This is a genomic window from Streptomyces sp. CNT372 (assembly GCF_000377145.1).
The window spans coordinates 565,342-585,992 of record NZ_KB897778.1; the positions used below are offsets into that span (position 1 = coordinate 565,342).

The 20,651-nt window shown below is 75.4% G+C and carries 19 protein-coding genes and 1 pseudogene; 9 read left to right on the forward strand and 11 right to left on the reverse strand.

Features of this window, described 5'->3' with window-relative positions; translation table 11 throughout:
- Positions 1-835 precede the first annotated feature (835 nt).
- Entirely contained in the window at positions 836-1,858 is a 1,023-nt protein-coding gene (locus tag C593_RS0107755) for a winged helix-turn-helix domain-containing protein (RefSeq protein ID WP_026277463.1), read from the forward strand.
- On the opposite strand, the gene C593_RS0107760 is transcribed toward C593_RS0107755, so the two are convergent.
- The gene (locus C593_RS0107760) at positions 1,828-2,988 is read right to left on the reverse strand and encodes an alkaline phosphatase PhoX (RefSeq protein ID WP_018846731.1); all 1,161 of its coding nucleotides are present in this window, start codon (positions 2,986-2,988) and stop codon (positions 1,828-1,830) included. The genes C593_RS0107755 and C593_RS0107760 overlap by 31 nt on opposite strands.
- Positions 2,989-3,221: 233 nt before the next feature.
- Here C593_RS0107760 and C593_RS0107765 point away from each other — a divergent pair, with 233 nt between their 5' ends.
- A complete protein-coding gene (locus C593_RS0107765; RefSeq protein ID WP_018846732.1) occupies positions 3,222-3,647 on the forward strand; it encodes a VOC family protein in 426 nt (141 codons plus the stop codon).
- A gap of 170 nt (positions 3,648-3,817) precedes the next feature.
- Here C593_RS0107765 and nirD read toward each other — a convergent pair whose 3' ends face one another.
- The 3 genes from nirD to C593_RS0107780 form a co-directional block, all read right to left on the reverse strand.
- A complete protein-coding gene (gene nirD, locus C593_RS0107770; RefSeq protein ID WP_018846733.1) occupies positions 3,818-4,198 on the reverse strand; it encodes a nitrite reductase small subunit NirD in 381 nt (126 codons plus the stop codon).
- Positions 4,195-6,768 carry a nitrite reductase large subunit NirB gene (nirB, locus tag C593_RS0107775; protein WP_486591088.1) on the reverse strand — a complete coding sequence of 858 codons (2,574 nt, stop codon included), beginning with the start codon at positions 6,766-6,768 and terminating at the stop codon, positions 4,195-4,197. The genes nirD and nirB overlap by 4 nt, the downstream gene beginning before the upstream one ends.
- A 133-nt stretch (positions 6,769-6,901) precedes the next feature.
- Complete coding sequence (locus C593_RS0107780; RefSeq protein WP_018846735.1) at positions 6,902-8,386, reverse strand: FAD-dependent oxidoreductase; 1,485 nt, start codon at positions 8,384-8,386, stop codon at positions 6,902-6,904.
- 279 nt (positions 8,387-8,665) lie between these two features.
- Between C593_RS0107780 and C593_RS33285 the strand changes: the two genes are divergently transcribed.
- Positions 8,666-9,124, forward strand: coding sequence for a hypothetical protein (locus C593_RS33285; RefSeq protein WP_037744943.1), 459 nt, complete (start codon positions 8,666-8,668; stop codon positions 9,122-9,124).
- A 221-nt stretch (positions 9,125-9,345) separates the two neighbouring features.
- Positions 9,346-10,092, forward strand: a complete 747-nt coding sequence (locus C593_RS29065) for an alpha/beta hydrolase (protein ID WP_051093629.1) — start codon at positions 9,346-9,348, stop codon at positions 10,090-10,092.
- A gap of 57 nt (positions 10,093-10,149) precedes the next feature.
- Here the strand turns inward: C593_RS29065 and C593_RS0107795 are convergent, their stop codons facing one another.
- Entirely contained in the window at positions 10,150-10,644 is a 495-nt protein-coding gene (locus C593_RS0107795; RefSeq protein ID WP_018846736.1) for a winged helix DNA-binding protein, read from the reverse strand.
- Positions 10,641-11,150: a MarR family transcriptional regulator gene (locus C593_RS0107800; RefSeq protein WP_051093630.1), complete on the reverse strand. Its 510-nt coding sequence runs from the start codon at positions 11,148-11,150 to the stop codon at positions 10,641-10,643. The genes C593_RS0107795 and C593_RS0107800 overlap by 4 nt, the downstream gene beginning before the upstream one ends.
- Before the next feature lie 187 nt (positions 11,151-11,337).
- Between C593_RS0107800 and C593_RS0107805 the strand changes: the two genes are divergently transcribed.
- Positions 11,338-12,123: a TSUP family transporter gene (locus C593_RS0107805; protein ID WP_018846738.1), complete on the forward strand. Its 786-nt coding sequence runs from the start codon at positions 11,338-11,340 to the stop codon at positions 12,121-12,123.
- Positions 12,124-12,151: 28 nt separating this feature from the next.
- Here C593_RS0107805 and C593_RS0107810 read toward each other — a convergent pair whose 3' ends face one another.
- Together C593_RS0107810 and C593_RS0107815 are read right to left on the reverse strand one after the other, a co-directional pair.
- The gene (locus C593_RS0107810; RefSeq protein WP_018846739.1) at positions 12,152-12,775 is read right to left on the reverse strand and encodes a class F sortase; all 624 of its coding nucleotides are present in this window, start codon (positions 12,773-12,775) and stop codon (positions 12,152-12,154) included.
- 212 nt (positions 12,776-12,987) lie between these two features.
- Entirely contained in the window at positions 12,988-13,500 is a 513-nt protein-coding gene (locus C593_RS0107815) for a hypothetical protein (protein WP_018846740.1), read from the reverse strand.
- 292 nt (positions 13,501-13,792) lie between these two features.
- Here C593_RS0107815 and C593_RS0107820 point away from each other — a divergent pair, with 292 nt between their 5' ends.
- The 3 genes from C593_RS0107820 (at position 13,793) to C593_RS0107830 (ending at position 15,307) form a co-directional block, all read left to right on the forward strand.
- Positions 13,793-14,437 (forward strand): NAD(P)H-dependent oxidoreductase, encoded by a 645-nt coding sequence (locus tag C593_RS0107820; RefSeq protein ID WP_018846741.1) that lies wholly within the window; start codon positions 13,793-13,795, stop codon positions 14,435-14,437.
- 127 nt (positions 14,438-14,564) lie between these two features.
- Complete coding sequence (cutA, locus tag C593_RS0107825; protein WP_037745105.1) at positions 14,565-14,867, forward strand: divalent-cation tolerance protein CutA; 303 nt, start codon at positions 14,565-14,567, stop codon at positions 14,865-14,867.
- A complete protein-coding gene (locus tag C593_RS0107830; RefSeq protein ID WP_026277466.1) occupies positions 14,864-15,307 on the forward strand; it encodes a gamma-glutamylcyclotransferase family protein in 444 nt (147 codons plus the stop codon). The genes cutA and C593_RS0107830 overlap by 4 nt, the downstream gene beginning before the upstream one ends.
- A 24-nt stretch (positions 15,308-15,331) precedes the next feature.
- Here C593_RS0107830 and C593_RS0107835 read toward each other — a convergent pair whose 3' ends face one another.
- The 3 genes and pseudogenes from C593_RS0107835 to C593_RS29070 all read right to left on the reverse strand — a co-directional run bounded on the left by C593_RS0107835 (position 15,332) and on the right by C593_RS29070 (position 19,133).
- Positions 15,332-17,644, reverse strand: a complete 2,313-nt coding sequence (locus C593_RS0107835) for a molybdopterin oxidoreductase family protein (RefSeq protein WP_018846744.1) — start codon at positions 17,642-17,644, stop codon at positions 15,332-15,334.
- 170 nt (positions 17,645-17,814) lie between these two features.
- Positions 17,815-18,396, reverse strand: a complete 582-nt coding sequence (locus C593_RS0107840) for a TIGR03086 family metal-binding protein (protein WP_018846745.1) — start codon at positions 18,394-18,396, stop codon at positions 17,815-17,817.
- Positions 18,397-18,425: 29 nt separating this feature from the next.
- A pseudogene (locus tag C593_RS29070) lies at positions 18,426-19,133 on the reverse strand (SanA/YdcF family protein).
- Positions 19,134-19,283: 150 nt separating this feature from the next.
- Here C593_RS29070 and C593_RS0107850 point away from each other — a divergent pair.
- The gene (locus C593_RS0107850; protein WP_026277467.1) at positions 19,284-20,000 is read left to right on the forward strand and encodes a hypothetical protein; all 717 of its coding nucleotides are present in this window, start codon (positions 19,284-19,286) and stop codon (positions 19,998-20,000) included.
- Positions 20,001-20,651 lie beyond the last annotated feature (651 nt).

Consider the following 20,651-nt stretch of genomic DNA (forward strand, 5'->3'; position numbering starts at 1 on the left):
AGGGCGGCCCCTTCGGTGTGCCGGGGAGCGGCACCGCCTGTCCGGGCCCGGGGGCGTCACCGGTCGGCCCGACGTCGGGCGGGGACGGGCCCCGGCTCGCCGGGTTCGGGCCCTGTGCCCGGGGCGGCCCGCATGAGCGCCCGCGTGGCTCGGCCGGCGGGAGACGGGCAACGGGCCCCGGGGCGGGGCCTGCCCGCGCCTTCGGCGCGCGTTGGGGGCCCGCGGGTCGCACGGCGCCGTTCACCCGCGTCCGGCGCGGCCGGGGGCGGGTGGGCGGGAACGCCCGGCGCCGGTGCCGCCCCGTGTGCGTCCGCGGCCCCCGGGGCAGGCGCACCCCGGAAGCCCCCAGGGGCGGGCGCTTCCTCCGCGGTGCCCCGTGGGCGGGCGTGCCCTTCGCGGCGCCCCAAGGGCGGTGGGCCTCTCGGCGGCGGCCCGGCCCGTGTCTGCGCTGCGGCGGGGCATGCATGCTGACCCGGCGTTCAGTTGAATTCCGGACGTCCAGGGGGAATCGAATTGACGGTCATTCAATACCGACCGGTCGGGAGAAGTGGCGGAGCGCGGCCGGCGGATCCCCACCCGCCGACCGCGCTCCATTACCCGTGCCGGACACGGAGCCGCAACCTCCGTCACCGCCGCCGGACGCACAGGCCCCCCACGGTCCTTGCTGCGTCACATCGGTGAAGTAGGTTTCGTGCCCGACGTCGTACAGCCTTTCGGTTGTCGTGGTGGTCCCGCGAGGCGTTTCAACTGTGGCCGAAACACCGTGGTAACAACCTGTGATTGCATGCATACTCTTCGATGGGGGGCGATTGCGGGTGCAACAGGTGGGGGTTCGGTGCTTCGTATTCATTTCCACGCGGATGACCTGGCGCGGGTAAGGATGGCCGCCGGTCCCGACCCGCTCTGGGAATCGATTCTGAGTTTTCATCGATTGCGGGACCGCAGGGGCGTTCTCCACTTCGGCGAATGGCGATCCGAGGCCCGTGCCCGGTTGAAAGGTGAAGCACGACTGCTGGGGCAACTCGTTCCCCCCAGGGGGTATTTCCCGGACTTTCTCACGCCCGCCGAGGCCCGTTACGGCCTTGAGACGGGCCTGGAGGCGCTCCGGGAGACCCCGGCGGCCCGGCTGCGCACCGAACTGGCCCTCGCGGCCGCGCAGCGCTCCCCGCGCCGCACTTTGCCGAATCGTTTCCTCGCTCTGGCGGACGGCCGCTCCGACGCCGTCGGCGGCCTCGTGGACACCCTGCGCGCCTACTTCCGCGCCGCCCTCGAACCGTACTGGCCCCACGTCCGGGCCCGCGTCGAGGCGGACCGGGCCGTACGCGGGCGGGCGCTGCTCGACGGCGGCGCGGCCGAACTCCTCGACTCCCTGCCCCCGGTGCTGCGCTGGCGCGCCCCCGTGCTGGAGGCGGACTACCCCGTCGACCGCGAACTCCACCTGGGCGGCCGGGGGCTGCTCCTCCAGCCCTCGTTCTTCTGCCGGGGCGCCCCCGTGGTGCTGCGCGACCCGGCCCTGCCGCCGGTCCTCGTCTACCCCGTGCAGCACGGCTCCGAGTCCGCCTTCGCCGACGACGCCGTCGGCCCCTCCCTCGGCCGGCTCGTCGGTCACACCCGCTCCGCCGTCCTCCAGGCCATCCGGCACGGCTGCACCACCAGCGAACTGGCCCGCAGGGCGGGGGTGTCCCTCGCCTCCGCGAGCCAGCACGCCGCGGTCCTGCGCGAGGCCGGGCTCGTCGTCACGCTCCGCCACGGCAACGCGGTCCTGCACACGCTCACCCCGCTGGGCGCCGCCCTGCTGCGCGGCGGCGCCTCACCGGAGCCCCGGAGCTACGCCCGGAACGGGCCCGTCACCTCGTAGGTGATCCCGCCCGAGGAACTGCCCGTCGTACCGCGCTGGCTGGAGAAGTACAGCCGGCGGCCGTCGGGGGAGAAGGCCGGGCCGCAGATCTCCGAGGAGGACTGGCCGGTCACCCGGAGGAAGGGCGCGACCACCCCGCCCGGGGTGATCAGGCAGATCTCCATGTTCCCGCCGTCCTCGGCGATGTACAGGTCCCCGGAGGCGGCCCCCGTCACGTTGTCGACCCCGGTCAGCGGGGCGTTTCCGCCCGTCACCAGCGAGTCGTCGTAGGCCAGTTCGTAGGTGCCCGAGGTCAGGTTCAGCTGCCAGAGCCGGTTGTCGCCCTTGGTGGTGAACCAGACGGTGTCGTTGGCGTAGTGGCAGCCCTCGCCGCCGTTGAAGCGCTTGGCGCCGGAGACCTGGTTGCGGGTCACCGTGGGGGAGCCGTCCGGGTCGGGTACGTCCGCCCAGGTGTACGTGCCCGAGGTGGCCGAGCCGGCCCGCAGCACCTGGAGGCGGCCCGAGGACAGGTCGCCCCAGGTGTCCGGCAGGAAGCGGTAGAGGCAGCCGTCGGACTCGTCCTCGGTCAGGTACACCGCCCGGCGCACCGGGTCGGCCGCCGCCGCCTCGTGCTTGAAGCGGCCCATCGCGGGGCGCTGCACCGCCGCGTTCACCCCGTACGGGTCGGCCTCGTAGACGAAGCCCCTGCTCACCTCCTCGCAGGAGAGCCAGGTGTTCCACGGCGTCCTGCCGCCCGCGCAGTTCTGCCGGGTGCCGGACAGGATGCGGTACGCGCCGGTGATCGCGCCGGAGGCGTTGAAGCGGATGGCGCCCGCGCCGCCCGAGGGGTTGACCTCCGAGTTGGAGACGTAGATCCAGCCGGTGCCGTCCGCGTAGCAGGCGCCGCCGTCCGGCGCCGGGTGCCAGGTGTAGGACGTCGATCCGACTTTCTGGCCGGACCGGGCCACGACCCGGCTGGTGAAACCGGACGGGAGCTGTACGCCGTTCGGGTCGGCGGGGCCCAGCGCCCCGTACGGGCCCGGGCCGGGCTGGGCCGGGGCCGCCGAGGCGGCCCCCTGCCACAGGGTGAAACCGAAGGCCGCGGCCGAGGTGCCGACGACCGCTCCGCGCAGAAGACTGCGACGTTCCACTTGTCACTCCAGGGTGGGGACGACTACCCCACGCGCCGGGCGGCGCCGCGGGGTCGGGCGTCGGGGAACCCTAGGCGCGCTGAGTTGCGCCGTCCTCAACGGAGGGTGACGGTGAGGCGAGATCCGGGTGCGGCGAAATTTCCCCGCCCGGCGCCGATGAGTTGTCGGCGGCCCGCCCGTCTATCCCTTCGAACGCACCGCACCGCGGAGCGCACGACGAGAGAGAGCCCATCATGTCCCAGAGCATCTTCGTGAACCTGCCGGTCAAGGACCTGGAGGCCAGCAAGTCCTTCTGGACCAAGCTCGGATACTCCTTCAACCCGCAGTTCACCGACGAGAACGCGGCCTGTCTCGTCTTCGGCGACACCGTCTACGCGATGCTGCTGACCGAGGCCCGCTTCAAGGACTTCACCAAGAAGGACATCGTCGACGCCACCACCTCCACCGAGGTCATCCTCGCGCTCAGCGCGGAGAGCCGCGAGGCAGTGGACACCCTGGTCGACGGCGCCCTGGCCGCCGGCGGCTCGCCCTCGGGCGAGACCCAGGACTTCGGCTTCATGTACGGCCGCGCCTTCCAGGACGTGGACCACCACAACTGGGAGGTCGTGTGGATGGACGTCGAGGCGATGCAGCAGGCGATGGCCGAAGGCGGCGAGTGACGGCCGGAGGCCGCACCTCCCGTCGGGCCCCCGGAGGCCGCAACCGTCCTGTCGCGCCCGACCGGCTGCCGCACCGTCCCGTCGAGCCCGCCCGGAGGCCGCACCCCCTGCCGCGCCCGCCCCGGACCGGGGCGGGCCGGGCGGCCCGGCGGTCCGGCCGCCGCGGCGGGTCAGTCCAGCCGCACCCGGTACGCCGTCACCGCCACCGCCTCGTCGTCCAGGCAGCGTCCGGTCGCCAGGTCGAAGCGCTGCTTCAGCAGCGGTGAGGCGACGAAGGGGCGGCCGGCCGCCGAGCCGACCAGACCGCGCGACAGCACCTGCGCCCCGGTGAACGGGTCCCGGTTGTCGATCGCGTACGGCAGGCCGTCCCGGTCCAGGAAGAGCGCCACCTGACGGCCGTCCGGCAGCAGGGCGGCGGCGCCGCGCCCGGCGGCGAGCCGGGCCCGGGCGCACACGGGCAGCCAGTCGCCGTCCAGCAGCAGCCGCAGCTCGGGTCCCTCGGCAGCGGTGGGAGCGGGGGCCGGGGCGGGAAGGGCGGGAGAGGTCGTCATCGGGCGGCGGAACCTTCCAGGGCGTCGTCCAGCGGGCGGCCGGACGAAGGGGCGGGCGGACGGAGGGAGAGCAGCGGCAGGTCGGGCTTGACCTGGTCCCGTTCGGGCACGAACCGCACCGTCGGGTCGGGCACATCGGGCGCGTTGACGAAGGACACGAAGCGCAGCAGCCGCTCGGGGTCGTTCAGCGTCTCGGCCCACTCGTCGCGGTAGCCGGCCACATGGTCGGCCATCAGGGCCTCCAGCTCCGCGCAGATACCCAGCGAGTCGTGCACGACCACGTCCCGGACGTGGTCCAGCCCGCCGTCGACGCGCTCCAGCCAGGCCGAGGTCCGCTCCAGCCGGTCCGCGGTGCGGATGTAGAACATCAGGAACCGGTCGATCAGCCGGACCAGTTCCGCGTCCGACAGGTCCTGGGCGAGGAGGTCCGCGTGGCGCGGGGTGGCGCCGCCGTTGCCGCCGACGTACAGGTTCCAGCCGCCCGCCGTGGCGATCACGCCGAAGTCCTTGGACCGGGCCTCCGCGCACTCCCGCTGGCAGCCCGAGACGGCGGACTTCAGCTTGTGCGGGGAGCGCAGCCCCCGGTAGCGCAGCTCCAGGTCGATCGCCATGCGCACCGAGTCCTGCACCCCGTAGCGGCACCAGGTCTGCCCCACACAGGACTTCACCGTGCGCAGCGCCTTGCCGTAGGCGTGGCCCGACTCGAAGCCCGCGTCCACCAGCCGGCCCCAGATCCGCGGGAGCTGGTCCACGCGCGCCCCGAACAGGTCGATCCGCTGGCCTCCGGTGATCTTGGTGTAGAGGCCGAAGTCCCGGGCCACCTCGCCGATCACGATCAGTTTCTCGGGCGTGATCTCGCCGCCCGGGATGCGGGGGACGATCGAGTAGGAGCCGTTGCGCTGGAGGTTGGCGAGAAAGTGGTCATTGGTGTCCTGGAGCGCGGCCTGTTCGCCCTCCAGGACGTAGCCGCTGGCGCCGATCGTCGGGGCGAGCGAGGCGATGATCGACCCCACGGTCGGCCGGCACACCTCGCAGCCCATCCCGCCCCGGGCCTCCTCGCGCCCGTACTCGTCCAGCAGCCGCTGGTAGGAGGTGACGCGCAGGGCGCGCACGATCTCGTAGAGCTCCTGCCGGGTCTGCGCGAAGCAGCCGCACAGGCCCTTGTCGACCTCGACGCCGGACGCCTCCAGCTCCGCGTCGACCAGCTGCCCGAGGACCTTGACGCAACTGCCGCAGCCGGTACCGGCCTTGGTGCACTTCTTCACCTCGGGCACGGTGGTGCAGCGGTGCTCGGTCACGGCCCCGCGGATGGTGCCCTTGGTGACGTTGTGGCAGGAGCAGACGACCGCCTCGTCCGGCAGGGCGGCCGGGCCGATCGCCGTGGGCGCGCCCGCGCCCGCCGGGAGGACCAGTTGCTCGGGGGAGACGGGCGGCTTGGAGCCGGTGAAGGCGCGCAGGGTGCCGTAGCTCTCGGCGTCGCCGACGAGGACCCCGCCGAGGAGCGTGCCGTCCGGGGCGACGACCAGCTTCTTGTAGAGGCCGGCCCGGGAGTCGGAGTACACCACGTCGAGGCAGCCCTCGGCGGTGCCGTGCGCGTCGCCGAAGGAGGCCACGTCCACGCCGAGGAGCTTCAGCTTGGTGGAGAGGTCGGAGCCGGTGAACGAGGAGACCTCGCCCGCGAGCGCGGCGGCGGCCGTCTCGGCCATCTCGTAGCCCGGCGCCACCAGTCCGTACACCCGGCCGTCCGCCGCGAGGGCGCACTCGCCGATCGCGAAGACGGCCGGGTCGGAGGTGCGGCACCGCTCGTCGACGACGATGCCGCCGCGCTCGCCGACCGCGAGGCCCGCGTCCCGGGCCAGCTGGTCGCGGGGCCGGACACCGGCCGAGAAGACCACCAGGTCGGTGGCGAGGGCCGACCCGTCGGAGAGTTTCATGCCGTCCACGGCGCCGTCCGCGCCGGTGGTGATCTCCTGGGTACCGACGCCGGTGTGGACGGCGAGGCCCATCCCCTCGATGGTGCGCAGCAGCGCGGCGCCGCCGCCCTCGTCCACCTGTACGGGCATCAGCCGGGGCGCGAACTCCACGATGTGGGTCTCCAGCCCGAGCCCCTTGAGCGCCCCCGCCGCTTCCAGCCCGAGCAGGCCGCCGCCGACGACCGCGCCGGTGCGGGCGGTCTTCGCGTACGCCTCGATCGCGAGCAGGTCCTCGATGGTGCGGTAGACGAAGCAGCCCTCTGCGTCCTTGCCGGGCACCGGCGGGACGAAGGGGTACGAGCCGGTGGCCAGCACCAGGGTGTCGTAGCGGAGGCTGGCGCCGGAACGGGCGGTGACCGTGCGGGCGGCCGTGTCCAGGGACTCCACCGGGTCGTCCAGGCGCAGTTCGATGCCGTGCCGCTCCAGGAAGCCGTCCTCGACGACGGACAGGTCCTCGGGGGTGCTGCCGGAGAAGTACGAGGTCAGCCGCACCCGGTCGTAGGCGGCCCGGGGCTCCTCGCCGAACACGACGATCCGCGCGGCCCGCCCGGTGATGCCGCGGTCGGCCAGGGCCTCCAGGAAGCGCTGGCCCACCATGCCGTGGCCGACGACCACGATGACGGGGCCTGCGGCGTCGCCGTCCGGACCCGCGGCGGGGCGGGCGTCCGGCGCCCGGCCGGGGGCGGGGGCGGGCGTCGCGGAAACGGACGTCGCGGGGGTCGCAGCCATGTCAGGGGCCTCCATCATCGGTGAGCAGGTGGAGCAGGGGCACGGACGCGGGCAGGGCCTCGTCGCCCTCCCACGCCCGGGCGAGGTCGCCGACCGCGCCGAGGTCGCCGAGGAGCACGCCCCCGACCAGCCGGTCTTCCCGGACGACGACCTTCCGGTACGCGCCGCGGGTGGCGTCGGCGAGTTGCACGACGTCGTCCCCGGGACGGGGGACCGGGTCCCCGAACGCGGCGATGTCGAGTGCGGGTTGCGGGGTGACCGGCCCGGGGGCCGGTGCGGTGGCGAGGTCCGGGGCGGGTGCCCCGGCCCGTCCGGCGGGCGGTCCCGGGGCCGGGCCGGCCGTTCCCGGAACCGGTCCGGCGGCTGCACGGGCCGGTTCCCCGGCCGTTCCCGGCGGCAGTCCGGCGGCGGCCGGTACCGGGGTCGCTTCGGGGGCCGAGCCGGCGGCCGGCCCGGCGGAGGGCGCGGGGGCCCGTCCCGGGACGGGACCGGCGGCCGGTCCAGGGGCCGGGACGGCGCCCGCCAGGGTGAGTCTGGTCAGGGCCCGGGTGCCGGTGTAGCGGGGCGGTGGGGCCGTCCCGCCGTCCACCTCGGCGAGCAGCACCCCCGCCAGGGCGTCCGCCTGGTCGAGGGCCGGGCCCGCGAGGCCGTGGACCACGCCGTCGTGCTCCGCGCAGTCCCCGATCGCGTGGATGCGCGGGTCCGAGGTGCGCAGCTCGTCGTCGACGACGATCCCGCGCCGGACGTCCAGCCCCGCGTCGACCGCCAGGCCCACCCGGGGCCGCACACCGCACGCCAGCACCACGACCTCCGCGTCCAGCGGGAAGCCGTCCGCGAGGACCACGGCCCGGACGGCCCCGTCCCCGCCCGTGCGCAGCCCGCGCGCCCGGCACTCGGTGTGCACCTCCACGCCGAGGCCCTCCAGATGGACCCGCAGCAACGCCGAGGCCACCGGGTCGAGCTGGCGCTCCATCAGGTGCTCGCCCTGCTGGGCCAGGACCACCTTCGCGCCCCGGGACGCCAGGGCCCGCGCCGCCGAGACGCCGAGGAGCCCGCCGCCGACCACCACCGCCCGGGTGCCGGGCACGGCGGTGGCGGCGGCCAGGGCGGCGCAGTCGTCCAGGGTGCGGAACGGGTGGACGCCGTCCGGCAGGCCGGGGCCGAGGCCGCGCAGCGGCGGCAGCACCGGGTTGGAGCCCGTGGCGAGGACCAGCCGGTCGTAGCGGAGGGCGGCCCCGTCCGAGCAGTGCACCAGGCGCCGGTCCCGGTCGACGGCGAGCGCCCGTACGCCCCGCCGCACCGGCACCCCGGGCAGCGCGATCACCTCGGGCCCGTAGCGCCCCGCCAGTACCTCGGCGAGGAGCACGCGGTTGTACGGGGCGTGGCTCTCCTCGCCGACGACGGTGACGCGGGCGGCGTCACCGAGCCGGCGCGCGAGCCGGGCCCCCGCCGGGCCGGCGCCGATCACCACGATCTCCGAAGTCATGCGGACAGCGTGCGTCGCCGGTGTTTCCCGGCCGGATCCCCGTTGTTTCCCGTGGGGAACCTAGACCTCAGCGGCGGGCCGCGCACGGTGTGAGCGCGGCGCGGGTGTACGGGCGCCGACCGGCGCGCCCGCCTTGTTCCCGGGCGCCATCAGGAGCGGAGGCGCCGGTTCCCCGGGGTGGTGGCGTGTTCCGGTCTCCGCCCCGGGTCGTAGGCGGCCGTCGCGGAGTACGTCCCGGGGGCGACGCGCGGCCGGCGCCTTCGCCCGTAGCGTCCGGGCATGATCCGACCGACCCGGGCGGCCGCGGCCGCCACGATCCTGTCCCTCGCCGCCGTCGTCCTACCGGCGGGCTCCGCCGCCGCCTCCACCACCGAGCGGCCACCCGCCGCCACCGTGACCGCGCCCGCCGACCGGCTCGCGCTGCCCGCCCCCACCGGCGCCCACCGCCTGGGGCGGGCCGAACTCCACCTCGTCGACCGGTCCCGGACCGACCCCTGGGTGCCCGGGGCCGACGGGCGGGAACTGATGGTCACCCTGACCTACCCGGCCGCCCGCCACGGCCACGGCCCCGGGCATCCGCGTCCGGTCCGGTACGCCGCCGCGACGGAGGCCCGGCTGCTGCTGGAGGGCGTCGGGGTGACGGACCCGGCCGCTGTCCGCGAGGTGGCGCGCACCCGCACCCATGCCACGGCCGGGGCGCGGCCCGCCCCGGGACGGCACCCGCTGAGGCCTGTCTGACACATCCCGTCTGGGCTGCGGCGCCCTGCACGCACTCCCCCTGGCTTCGCCGGGCGGTGCCCCCATGCCGCGTTGTCGGTCGTCGGCGCAGCCCGCTGCGCTCTCTCCCCCTGCGCCTGGCGGCGCGGGAGGTGCCCCCACCCTCCGCCTTGCGATCGCACGCACCGGACACCGCAGCCCCGCCCTCCGGGCGAACGACGCTATGTGTCAGACAGGCCTCAGTGCTGCTGTCGCCGGGCTTCGGGGTGCCGCGCTTCACCCTGACGACCCTCGCGGAGGACCTCGCCTCGCGCGGCTACGTGGTCGCGTCCGTCGACCACGCGTACGAGTCGTCGGGGACGGTCGTGCCGGACGGGCGGGTCCTCACCTGCGTGGCCTGTGAGGCCCTCGACGAGGACGGGGTGCCCGCGAGCGTCGTGACGGACACCCGGGCGGCGGACATGCGGTTCCTGCTGGACCGGCTGACCGGCACGCGGCCCGCCTGGGCGGGCGCCTCCTCGATCGACCGGTCCCGGATCGGCATGGCCGGGCACTCCATCGGCGGGGCCGCGGCCGCCACCGCCATGGCCCGCGACCGGCGGATCGACGCGGGCGTCAACATGGACGGCGCGTTCTGGGACGCGTCCCCCGCCGCGCTGGACGGGCGGCCGTTCCTGCTGCTCGGCACCGACGACGAGGTGCACCGCCCGGGCGGGACCGACTCGACCTGGGACACGGCCTGGGGGCAACTGGACGGCTGGAAGCGCTGGCTGACGGTGGCCGGATCGGACCACTTCAGCTTCTCCGACGGGCCGTTGCTCCAGAGCCGCTTCGGCCTGCCCGCCGGGGAGATCGAACCGGGCCGGGCGGTCGCGGTCACCCGCGCCTACGTCGGCGCGTTCCTCGACCGGCAACTGCGTGGCGTGCCGCGCCCGCTGCTCGACGGGCCCGGCCCCCGCCACCCGGAAGTGCGTTTCCACCACCGCTGAGCGCGGCTCCGGTGCGTCTCCGGTGCGGGTGCGGGCAGCCCGTACCCGCACCGGGGTTCAGGCGGCGCCCAGTTCGGCGTCGGCGCGCTCCGTGACCAGCGCCAGGACGCGGCCCGCCACGGCCAGGTCCCCCGCCGGGATGTCCGCGTAGAGGCGGGCGGCGATCGCGGCGGACTCGGCGGCGGTGGTCTCGTACCGGGCCCGCCCGGCGTCGGTGAGCCGGACCCGGCCCGCGTGACCGGCCTCCAGCAGCCCCGCGGCCGTCAGCTCCTCGATCACCTCGCGGACGACCGGCTCGCCGGCCTTCAGCGAGCCGTCGACCTCGCCCACGAGCCGGTCGCGGCCGACGCTCCCGCCCGCGACCGCCACGGCCCGGAGGGTCACGCTCTGGTGGAAGGTGGCGCCGTGGCGGGCGAGCGTCCGCTCCAGGAGGGCGCGCGAGGCGTAGTGCGCCAGGGCGACGACCCGGCCGTTCACCGGGGCGCTGACCGGGGCGGAGCCGACGGGGCCGGGGGCGGAACCGGGGGCGGGCGCGGCAGGGGTACTGGTCATGACTGCTCCTTGTCGTTCACGGCGAACGGATCGAGAGGTGCGTCGAGCAGGGCCGCCAGCTCACGGGTGAACTGCCGCGCGCGTGGGCCGTCCTGTCCCCCCAGCGGCTCCACGAGCTGGTCCAGCAGACCCTGGACCAGCGTGATCGCGCGCCGGGTCGTGTCCTCCCCCTGACCGGTGAGGGAGAGCCGCATGGCGCGCGGGTCGTCGGGGTCACGGGTGCGCGCGACGAGCCCGGCGGCCTCCAGGGCGCGGGCGAGCTTGGAGACGTACAGCGCCTCCAGGCCGGTGTGGTCGGCGAGGCGGCGCTGACTGGGCCGCAACCCGGAGCGCGCCATGCCGTACAGCGACGCCATCAGCGCGTACTGGGCGTGCGTCAGGCCCAGTGGGGCGACCGCCCGGTCCACGGCCACCCGCCACTTCGTGGACAGGCGCCAGACCAGGAAGCCGGCCGTGGGCCCCGGGAGACCGTCCTCGGGGTCGTTCCTCGCTTCTGCTGAACTCACTGAAGAAACAGTACATGGCTACTATGTACATGGCTACTGTTTTCGCGCGCCGGTCGGTCGGGGCGGGCCGCGGGGCGAACCCATCGGGCCGTGCGGGCCGGCACCACGGTGCGGCGAAGCTCAGAACGCGCTCAACTCTTCGGAGATCGTTGGACGGGCCACCTATCCCGTTCGTAGGGTTCTGCGAGTGCCCGACATATCGCTGACCACCCTGGTCCTCCTGTGCATCGCGGCCGCGCTGGCCGGCTGGATCGACGCGGTCGTGGGCGGCGGCGGGCTGCTGCTGCTCCCCGCGCTGCTGCTCGGACTCCCGCAGACGGGCGCCGCGCACGTCCTCGGCACCAACAAGGCGGTGGCCATCGTCGGCACCACCGGCGCGGCGGTCACCTATGTGCGCAAGGCGCCGGTCCAGGTGGGCACGGCGGTACGGATCGGCCTCGCCGCCCTCGCGGGCTCGATGGGCGGCGCCTTCTTCGCGGCGGGGATCAGCAGCGAGGTGCTGCGTCCGGTGATCATGGTGGTCCTGCTGGGCGTGGCCGCCTTCGTGATGCTGCGGCCCACGTTCGGCACCGCGGCCCCGGAGGACCGGCGCAAGGTCACCCGGGCGCGGACCGTCGCGGCGATCGTGCTGGTCGGCGGCGGGATCGGCTTCTACGACGGCCTGTTCGGCCCCGGCACGGGCACCTTCCTGGTCCTCGCGCTGACCGCGGTCCTCCATCTGGACCTGGTCACCGCCTCCGCGACCGCCAAGATCGTCAACGTCTGCACCAACGCCGGGGCGCTGGCGATGTTCGCGTACCAGGGCACGGTCCTGTGGCAGCTCGCCGCGCTGATGGCCGTGTTCAACCTGGCGGGCGGCATGTTCGGCGCACGGATGGCCCTGCGCAAGGGCAGCGGGTTCGTCCGGGGGGTGCTGCTGGTGGTGGTCTTCTCGCTGGTGGCCAAGCTCGGCTTCGACCAGTGGAACGCGTGAGTCCGGCCCCCGGCGGGCCGGGGCCCGGTCACGCCGGGCGGACGCCGATCAGATGTCCGTACGCCACCACGTTGCCCTGGTAGCCGGTCTTCTCCGAGAAGCCGCCACCGCAGGTGATCACCCGCAACTCGGCGCGGTCGCTGGGTCCGTAGACCTTCTCGTCGGGGAAGGCGTCCGCCTCGTAGACCTCGATCGCGTCGATGGTGAACACCGCGGTACGGCCGTCCTCGCGCGCGATCTCGACGCGGTTGCCCTTCTTCAGGGCGCCCAGGCTGTAGAAGACGGACGGGCCCTGCGCGTTGTCGACATGGCCGGCCACGATCGCCGTGCCCTTGGCGCCGGGCGTCGTCCCGTCGCGGAACCAGCCCGCCAGGTTCCGGTCCCCGGCCGGCGGGACCTCCAGGCTTCCGTCGCCGTTCAGGCCGAGCCCCCTCACCGGGGCGTCCACGTCGATCTCGGGGATGCGCAGGCGCACCGGCGGTGAGGCGGGCAGCGGGTCGGCGGCGGCGTCGGTGTGCTGGTTGGGCCCGGCGGCGAACGCCTCGGCGGCCGTCGGCATCGGCGGGGTGACGTCCTGGACGCCGTTGTGGACCAGCCAGAGGCCGGCGCAGACGGCGAGGACCAGGGCCCAGCCCTTCACCTTGGCGGTCATCGACAACTCCGGTGGTGCGAAAGGTCCTAGGTGCGAACGGTTCGTGCGCGAAGGGTCCTCGTGCGAACGGTCCTTGGTGCGAACGGTCCTTCGTGCGAACGGTCCTTGCGCGAGGGGGCCTTCTGCGGACGGACGGCACCCCGCCCCCGCCGGCTCGGGACCTGGCGGGAGCGGGGGCTCAGGCGGTACGGGCGCGGCCGGGGCCGCCCCCGTCAGCCGCCCTGCGTGCCGCTCGCCCGGCGACGCAGGAACAGGCCCCCGCCGACGGCGGCCGCGGCCAGTACCGCCACGCCCGCCGCGATCTGGGTGGTGTCCGGGCCGACGCTGCCGCCGACACCGGTCTTGACGTGGCCGCTCGGGGTGTCCGGCTTGTGGTGGCGCACGGTCACGTCGCCCGTGGCCTCCTTGCCGTTCTTGCACAGCACGCCGATCCCGTAGGTCCCGGAGCGCGTGTCGTGCGGCACGGTGAACTCGCCCACCACGAGCTCCTTGTGCGTGCCCGGCCACAGCTTGAACTCGCCCGCGCCCAGCGAACCGGCGTCGCCGACCCCGCGGCCGTTCTTGCCGCACGCCTCGGTGCTCACGGTGACGGTGTCGCCGGGGGCGACGGTCCTCGGGTAGATCTCCAGCGAGCCGAAGTCCCCGGCGTGGGTCGCCTGGGCGCCCAGAGCCGTCGAGGCGACGACCAGCGCGGCGCCGGTCAGCAGGCGGACGGTGGTGCGCATGTGATCCTCCGTGGAGCGCGGGATGCGGGCTGCGTCTCCTCCGAGAAAAGTGGCCCGGCACGGCCGCTGCCTGCTGATGAGGTATCAGATCAATCGGCCGTGGTGTGCGTGTCGCACTGGACACGGTGGATTCCCGCAGGTCGGAGCGGTGTCCGTGCGGTTTCCCGGGCGCGGTGGCCGGCGTGGCGAACGGGTGACGGTCCGGTGACGACCCCCTCACGGTGGGTCACGCGGCGGCCGGGCGCCCCCGGAGCTTGACCTCAAGTAAGATTGAGGTTGAATCCTGCTGCGCATGGACACCGACACGCCCGGCACCACCGCACCGACCACGCTCACTCCGGCCACCACCGGGACCGACCGCGCCCCGCTGCGCCTCGCCGTGATCCTCGGCAGCAACCGCGAGGGACGCTTCGGCCCGGTCGTCGCCGAATGGTTCCTCTCCCGTGCCGCCGGCCGCGAGGACTTCGCCGTCTCCTACGTCGACCTCGGCGAGACCCCGCCGCCGGCCGCCCTGACGGCCACCCCGTCGCCCACCGAAGCCGCCCGGCTCGCCGCCGTCACACCCGAACTGGACGCGGCGGACGCCTTCGTCGTCATCACCCCCGAGTACAACCACTCCTTCCCCGCCGTCCTCAAGTCGCTCGTCGACTGGCACTACGGCGAGTGGCAGGCCAAGCCCGTCGCCTTCGTCTCCTACGGGGGCATGTCCGGAGGGCTGCGGGCCGTCGAGCAACTGCGCCAGGTCTTCGCCGAGATGCACGCCGTCACCGTCCGGGACACGGTCTCCTTCCACCACGCGGGGGCCCTCTTCGACGACGCCGGCAACCACCGCGACCCGGCCGGGCCCGATGCGGCGGCCAAGGCGATGCTCGACCAACTGGCCTGGTGGGCCGTCGCGCTCCGGGACGCCAAGGCGGTGCGGCCCTACACGGGGTGACCTCCCCGGGCCCCGGTGCGTACGGTGGACCCGACGCGGGCCCGCGCGCCCGCGTCCACCCGGACCCCCTGGCTGAGGAGACCGCACCGTGGAGGAACCGCAGGCCGCGCCGCCCCTGCTGGCCGTCATGACCACGACCGACAGCGCCGCGAAGGCGGAACTTCTCGCCCGGGGCGCCGTCGAGGCCCGGCTCGCCGCCTGCGCCCAGGTCTCCGCGCCGGTCGTCTCCGTCTACCGCTGGCAGAACGCGATCGAGAGCAGCCAGGAGTGGCAGGTCCTCTTCAAGACCACCCCTGACTGCTACCCCGCCCTGGAGGCCCATCTCACCGCCGCGCACGACTACGACACCCCGGAGATCATCGCCTTCCCCGTGGTGCGCGCCTCGGCCGCGTACACGGCGTGGGCGCGGGCGGAGACGGCGGCGCCGTGACCGGACCGCTCCCCTTCTTCGTCTACGGCACCCTGCGGCCGGGCGGCCCCAACCACGCGCTCTTCCTGGCCGGCCGCACGGTCGCGGAGGAACCCGCCCTGCTGCCGGGGGCGTTGCTCTACGGCGGCCCCGGCTACCCGTACGCGGTCGACGACCCCTCGGGTGCGGGCCGGGTCGCGGGGGAGGTGGTCACGGCCCGCCCGGGGGAGTACGCCCGGCTGCTCGCCGAGCTGGACCGGCTGGAGGAGTACCGCGCGCCCGGCGACCTGCGCAACCTGTACGAGCGGGTCGTGCGCGAGGTCGTCCGCCCGGGCGGCGGCTCGCCGCTGCCCGCCTGGGTCTACGTGGCCGGGGCGGAGGTCGCGCGCGGGCTCCTGACCGGCGGCGCCCTCGTCCCGGACGGCGACTGGGCCGGGCGGCGCACGGCCGGCCCGGCCTGAGGCCGTCCCGCGCGGCCCGGTCCCTCAGGCCGGAGCCGCGACCTCGCCCCCGGTCACCCGCTCGACCGGTGCCACCCGTTCCACCCGTTCCACGCGCACCGCGCACACCTTGAACTCCGGCATCCGCGAGGTCGGGTCGAGCGCCGGATTGGTCACCGTGTTCACCCGGCCCGCGCCGGGCCAGTGGAACGGCATGAACACCGTGTCCGGCCGGATCGAGCGGGTGATCCGGGCCGGGCCCTCCGCGCGCCCCCGCCGGGAGACCACCGCCACCGGCTCCCCCTCGGTTACCCCGAGCCGTTCCGCCAGCCGGGGGTGGAGTTCCACGAACGGCCCGGGAGCGGCCGTGTTCAGCTCGTCCACCCGGCGGGTCTGCGCCCCCGACTGGTACTGCGCGACGACCCGGCCCGTGGTCAGCAGCACCGGGTAGGCCGCGTCCGGCTCCTCCCCGGCGGGCCGGTGGGTCACCGGGACGAACCGGGCCCGCCCGTCCGGTGTCGCGAAGCGGTCCAGGAACAGCCGGGGCGTGCCGGGGTGGGGCGCCGCCGTGTCCCCGGCCGCGTGCCCGTCCCTGTCCCCGGCGGTGTTCCCGTCCCCGGCCGCGTGCCCGTCACTGTCCCCGGCGGTGTTCCCGTCCCCGGCCGCGTGCCCGTCCCTGTCTCCGGCGGTGTCCCCGGCCCCGGCCGGGGGCGGACCCTCCGGGCAGGGCCAGAACACCCCGTTCTCCGCCGCGATCCGTCGGTAGGTGATCCCCGAGTAGTCCGCGGGCCCGCCCGCCGAGGCCCGGCGCAGTTCGCCGAAGACCTCCTCCGGGTCGGCGGGGAACCCCTTCTCGTGCCCGAGCAGCCCGGCGAGCGCGTGCAGCACGTCCAGATCGCTGCGCACACCCGGCGGCGGGTCGAGCGCCCGGCGGCGGAGCAGGACCCGGCCCTCCAGGTTGGTCGTCGTACCGGTCTCCTCGGCCCACTGGGTCACCGGCAGCACCACGTCCGCGAGCGCCGCCGTCTCCGAGAGGACGACGTCCGCGACCGCGAGGAAGTCCAGGGACCTGATCCGCTCCTCCACGTGGGCCGCGCGCGGGGCCGAGACCACCGGGTTGGACCCCATCAGCAGCAGGGCCCGGACGTCCCCGCCGAGGGCGTCGAGGAGTTCGTAGGCGCTGCGGCCCGGTCCCGGCAGCGACTCGGGCGGCACGCCCCACACCCCGGCGACATGGGCGCGGGCCGCCGGGTCGTCCAGGCGCCGGTAGCCCGGGAGCTGGTCCGCCTTCTGGCCGTGCTCTCGCCCGCCCTGGCCGTTGCCCTGGCCCGTGAGGCAGCCGTAACCGGAGAGCGGGCGTCCGGCGCGGCCGGTGGCCAGGCAGAGGTTGATCCAGGCGCTGACCGTGTCCGTCCCCTTGGACTGCTGCTCGGGTCCGCGGGCGGTGAGCACCATGCCCGTCGGCGCGTCGCAGAAGAGCCGGACCGCCTCGCGGAGCTGCGGCACGCCGACGCCGGTGATCCGCTCCACCAGCTCCGGCCAGTGGGCCATCGCCGCCGCCCGGGCGTCCGCCCAGCCGGTCGTCCGGGCGGCGATGAACTCCTCGTCCGCGCGGCCCTGTGCGACCACGAGGTGCAGCAGCCCGAGGGCGAGCGCGAGATCGGTGCCGGGGCGGGGCGCGAGGTGCAGATCGGCCAGCTCGGCGGTGCGGGTGCGCCGGGGGTCGACCACGATCAGCCGGCCGCCGTTCTCCTTCAGCTCGGTCAGATAGCGCACCGCGGGCGGCATGGTCTCCGCCGGGTTCGAGCCGACGAGGATCACACAGCCGGTCCTCGGCACGTCCTCCAGCGGGAACGGCAGCCCCCGGTCCAGCCCGAAGGCCCTGTGGTGCGCGGCGGCGGCCGAGGACATGCAGAAGCGGCCGTTGTAGTCGATCTGGGAGGTGCCGAGCACCACCCGGGCGAACTTGCCGAGGGTGTACGCCTTCTCGTTCGTCAGCCCCCCGCCGCCGAACACGCCCACGGCGTCCGCGCCGTGCGCGGCCCGGACGCCGGACAGTCCGTCCGCGATCGTCCGCAGGGCCTCCTCCCAGGTGGCCGACTCGAGCCGGCCTGTGGCGTGGGACCGGACGAGCGGTTCGGTCAGGCGCACCCGGGAGGAGAGTACGGCGGGGGCGGTACGGCCCTTGCCGCACAACGCCCCCCGGTTCACGGGGAAGTCGGCGCGCTCCACCACCTCGGCGACCGCCTCGGGGCCCGCCGCTGCGCCGCCCGGCACGGCGCGCAGGTTCATCCCGCACTGGAGGGCGCAGTAGGGGCAGTGGGTGGGGGTGCCGGTCCCGGTGGTCTCGTCGCGCATACCGGCCAGCGTGCGACGCGCGTGTTACGCGGGCGGGAGCGGCGCATTACGGGTGCGGTACGCGCCCCTCCGCGCGAGCCCGCCGCAGCGGTGAGGTGCGCGGGGACGGGTCCGGGCCCCGGCGCGCGGTCCGCGACCTGGTACGTCCGGTCCCGGCCGGGGCCGGACGGTCAGCCGCGGCGGCCGAGTACGGCCAGCAGCCGGGACTGCGGGCTGTCGCCCGGCGGGGGCTCGACCGGCGGCGCGAACAGACCGGTTCCGGCCAGGTCGTCCGCGTACGGCGTGACCTCGGCCAGCGCGAAGTCGACCAGCCGCGCCGGCAGCCGGTCCGGGGCGCCGATTGCGCGGGAGAGGTCCCAGGCGTGCACCACCGCGTCCGCCGTCATCTGGGCGCAGTAGGCGACCGCGGGCGTCTCCCCGTACGAGAGCACCACCGTCCGGGCCGTCGCGCCCTCGGCCGCGAACGCCTTCCGGGCGCCGGCCGCCGCCGTGTCCCAGGCGGCGACCGGGTCCGCGCCGAGGACGTCCCCGTCGTAGGCGTCGCCGACCGCCTCCGGGTCCGCGCCCCTGGTCACCAGCTCCGGCACCCAGAGCTGCTCGGCCGTGAGGTGGTTGACCAGATCGCGCACGGACCACTCGGCGCAGGGCGTCGGGGCGTCCCACTGGTCGGGCCCGACCGCGTGGACCCGGGCGGAGAAGAGGTCGAGGGCTTCGCAGTGGCGGGCGAGCAGCGCGGCAGTGTCGTTGTCCATGCGGCAACTGTGGCGCGCCGCGGGCCGGTTCAGCGGGACGCGGCCGCCGACGCCGCGTCCAGCGCGTCGCGGACTCCGGGCTCCCGTGCGCCCAGGAAGTGCGGGTCCGGCCTGAACACCAGGTCCAGCGTCGCCTTGCCCGCGGCGAAGAGCTCGCGGCCGCTGCTGTAGTACCAGGTGCGGTCGTGCCGCTCGGAGACTCCGACGCCGTAGGAGTCCACGCCGGCGGCCCGGCACAGTTAGACGGCCCGGCGGATGTGGAAGCTCTGCGTCACCAGCACGGCCCGGTCGACGCCGAAGATCTTCTTCGCGCGGACGCAGGAGTCCCAGGTGTCGAACCCGGCGTAGTCGCTCACGATCCGGTCGCCGGGGACGCCGCGTTCCGTGAGGTAGGTCCGCATGGCGTCCGGCTCGTCGTACTCGGCCCGGCTGTTGTCGCCGGAGACCAGGACGACCTTGGCGCGGCCGGTCCGGTACAGCTCGGCGGCCGCGTCCAGCCGGTGCGCGAGGTAGCGGGTGGGACGGCCGTGCCACAGCCCGGCGCCGAAGACGACCACGACGTCCCGCGCGGGTGCCGCCTCGACCGTGCGCAGCCGGCTCTCGGCGCTCGCGTGCAGCCACGTCGCGGGCAGCAGCGCGAGGACGCAGCCGAGCATGACCGCCTGCACGGCCCGCCGCCGCGCCCGCCGGCTCGGCCGCGCCACCGCGTGGGCCAGTCTTCGGACGTTCTCTCTCATGATCCCCTCCCGCAGGGAGGACGTGTTCCGGCGGAAAAAGGTTCGCTCCCGGGCGGGCGGGGCCGCAGGATCGGCGCCGTGACCTCTGCCTCCGCGTCGACCTCTGCCTCCGCCTCTGCCTCGTTCTCTGGCTCCACTTCTTCCTCCGCCTTGGCCGCCGGAGTGGCGACCGCCGCCCGCAACAACGCCCTGTGGTGCGCCACCATGTGCCGTGCGCACGGCGTACCGGGAGTTCTCGGAGAGCGTGTGTGGTCCGCCGCGCGCCCCGCGCCCCCGCTGTACCCGGACGCCGTGACCCTCGCCCCGGACGCCTCCGCCACCGAGGTGCTGGACGCGCTGGGCGACCGCGCCCCGGGCGCCTCGGTCAAGGACTCCTTCGCCGCGCTGGACCTCTCGGACGCGGGATTCTCCGTCCTCTTCGAGGCGAACTGGCTGTACCGCCCGGTCGGCGCCCCCGCCCCTGCGGCCCCGCCGCGCACCCACTGGTCCGCGGTGACCACCGAGGCCGGACTCGCCAAGTGGGCGCACGCCTGGGCCGGCCCGGACGGCCCCGCCACCCTCTGGCACCGCGCCCTCCTCACGGACCCGTCCACCACGGTGCTCGCCGCACACCCCGAACCGGGCGCCGGCCCCCCGGTGGCGGGCGCGGTGCTGACAGCAGCCGGGGGAGCGGCCGGCATCTCCAACCTCTTCGCCACCGACGACGACCTCGACGCCGCGTGGGCGGGCTGCCTGGCCGCCGTGACCGTCCGCCACCCCACCCTCCCCGTCGTCGGCTACGAGGCCGGCCCGCCCCTCACCGCCGCCACCCAGCACGGCTGCACCGCGACGGGCCCACTCCGGGTCTGGGTCCCGACCGCGTCCTGACCGCGGGGGCCGCGCCCCGCCGAGTCCGCAGGCGGGGCACCCTTCGCGACGGGCGACCGCCGGGGCCCGCTCGACCGCCCTGGTGCGGTCACCGCCGACGCTGCGCGCGCGGGCCGGCCGAATCCTGAGGCCGGGCCACCCTTCGCCGCGCGCTGCCTTCGCGCCGTGCCGCCCCGCCGGGCCCGCGCGCCCGGTAAGGGCAGCGCGACGGCCGCCCCGAGCCGGCCCCGCCCGCCGGGGCGGTGGTCCGACCCGCCAGGCGGGCCCGCTCCACTCCGGCCAGGGCGAGCCCGGCCCGCAAGGGCGCGCCCCCGCAGAGGCGCGCCCGCCCTCACGCGAACGGGTCGCGCTACGGCCGGCCCGGTTCCACCCGCCGGGGCGGCGGCCCGAGCCGCCAGGCAGAACCATCGGGCAGGCCCGCCCCTTTGGCCAGTGCGCGCTCACCCATCGATCCCGCCCCCGCCCCCGTCCGCCGGGGTGGTGGCCCGAGCCGTCAGGCAGAACCATCGGGCAGGCCCGCCCCTTCGGCCAGTGCGGGCCCACCCCTCGCACCCACCCTCAGGCGAACGGGTCGCAACGCCGCCCCGAGCCGGCCCCCGCCCGCCGGGGCGGATGCCCGACCCGCCAGGCAGGCCCGACCCGCCAGGCGGG

Coding starts and splice junctions, on each gene's coding strand:
- nirB (WP_486591088.1), bottom strand. CDS start 6,768: ATGGTGGGCCAGCGCTTCCTGGAGGCCCTGGCCGACCGCGGCATCACC.
- C593_RS0107765 (WP_018846732.1), top strand. CDS start 3,222: ATGTCCCAGAGCATCTTCGTGAACCTGCCGGTCAAGGACCTGGAGGCC.
- cutA (WP_037745105.1), top strand. CDS start 14,565: ATGACCACGACCGACAGCGCCGCGAAGGCGGAACTTCTCGCCCGGGGC.
- C593_RS0107815 (WP_018846740.1), bottom strand. CDS start 13,500: ATGCGCACCACCGTCCGCCTGCTGACCGGCGCCGCGCTGGTCGTCGCC.
- nirD (WP_018846733.1), bottom strand. CDS start 4,198: ATGACGACCTCTCCCGCCCTTCCCGCCCCGGCCCCCGCTCCCACCGCT.
- C593_RS0107835 (WP_018846744.1), bottom strand. CDS start 17,644: ATGCGCGACGAGACCACCGGGACCGGCACCCCCACCCACTGCCCCTAC.
- C593_RS0107810 (WP_018846739.1), bottom strand. CDS start 12,775: ATGACCGCCAAGGTGAAGGGCTGGGCCCTGGTCCTCGCCGTCTGCGCC.
- C593_RS0107820 (WP_018846741.1), top strand. CDS start 13,793: ATGGACACCGACACGCCCGGCACCACCGCACCGACCACGCTCACTCCG.
- C593_RS33285 (WP_037744943.1), top strand. CDS start 8,666: ATGATCCGACCGACCCGGGCGGCCGCGGCCGCCACGATCCTGTCCCTC.
- C593_RS0107780 (WP_018846735.1), bottom strand. CDS start 8,386: ATGACTTCGGAGATCGTGGTGATCGGCGCCGGCCCGGCGGGGGCCCGG.
- C593_RS0107840 (WP_018846745.1), bottom strand. CDS start 18,396: ATGGACAACGACACTGCCGCGCTGCTCGCCCGCCACTGCGAAGCCCTC.
- C593_RS0107795 (WP_018846736.1), bottom strand. CDS start 10,644: ATGACCAGTACCCCTGCCGCGCCCGCCCCCGGTTCCGCCCCCGGCCCC.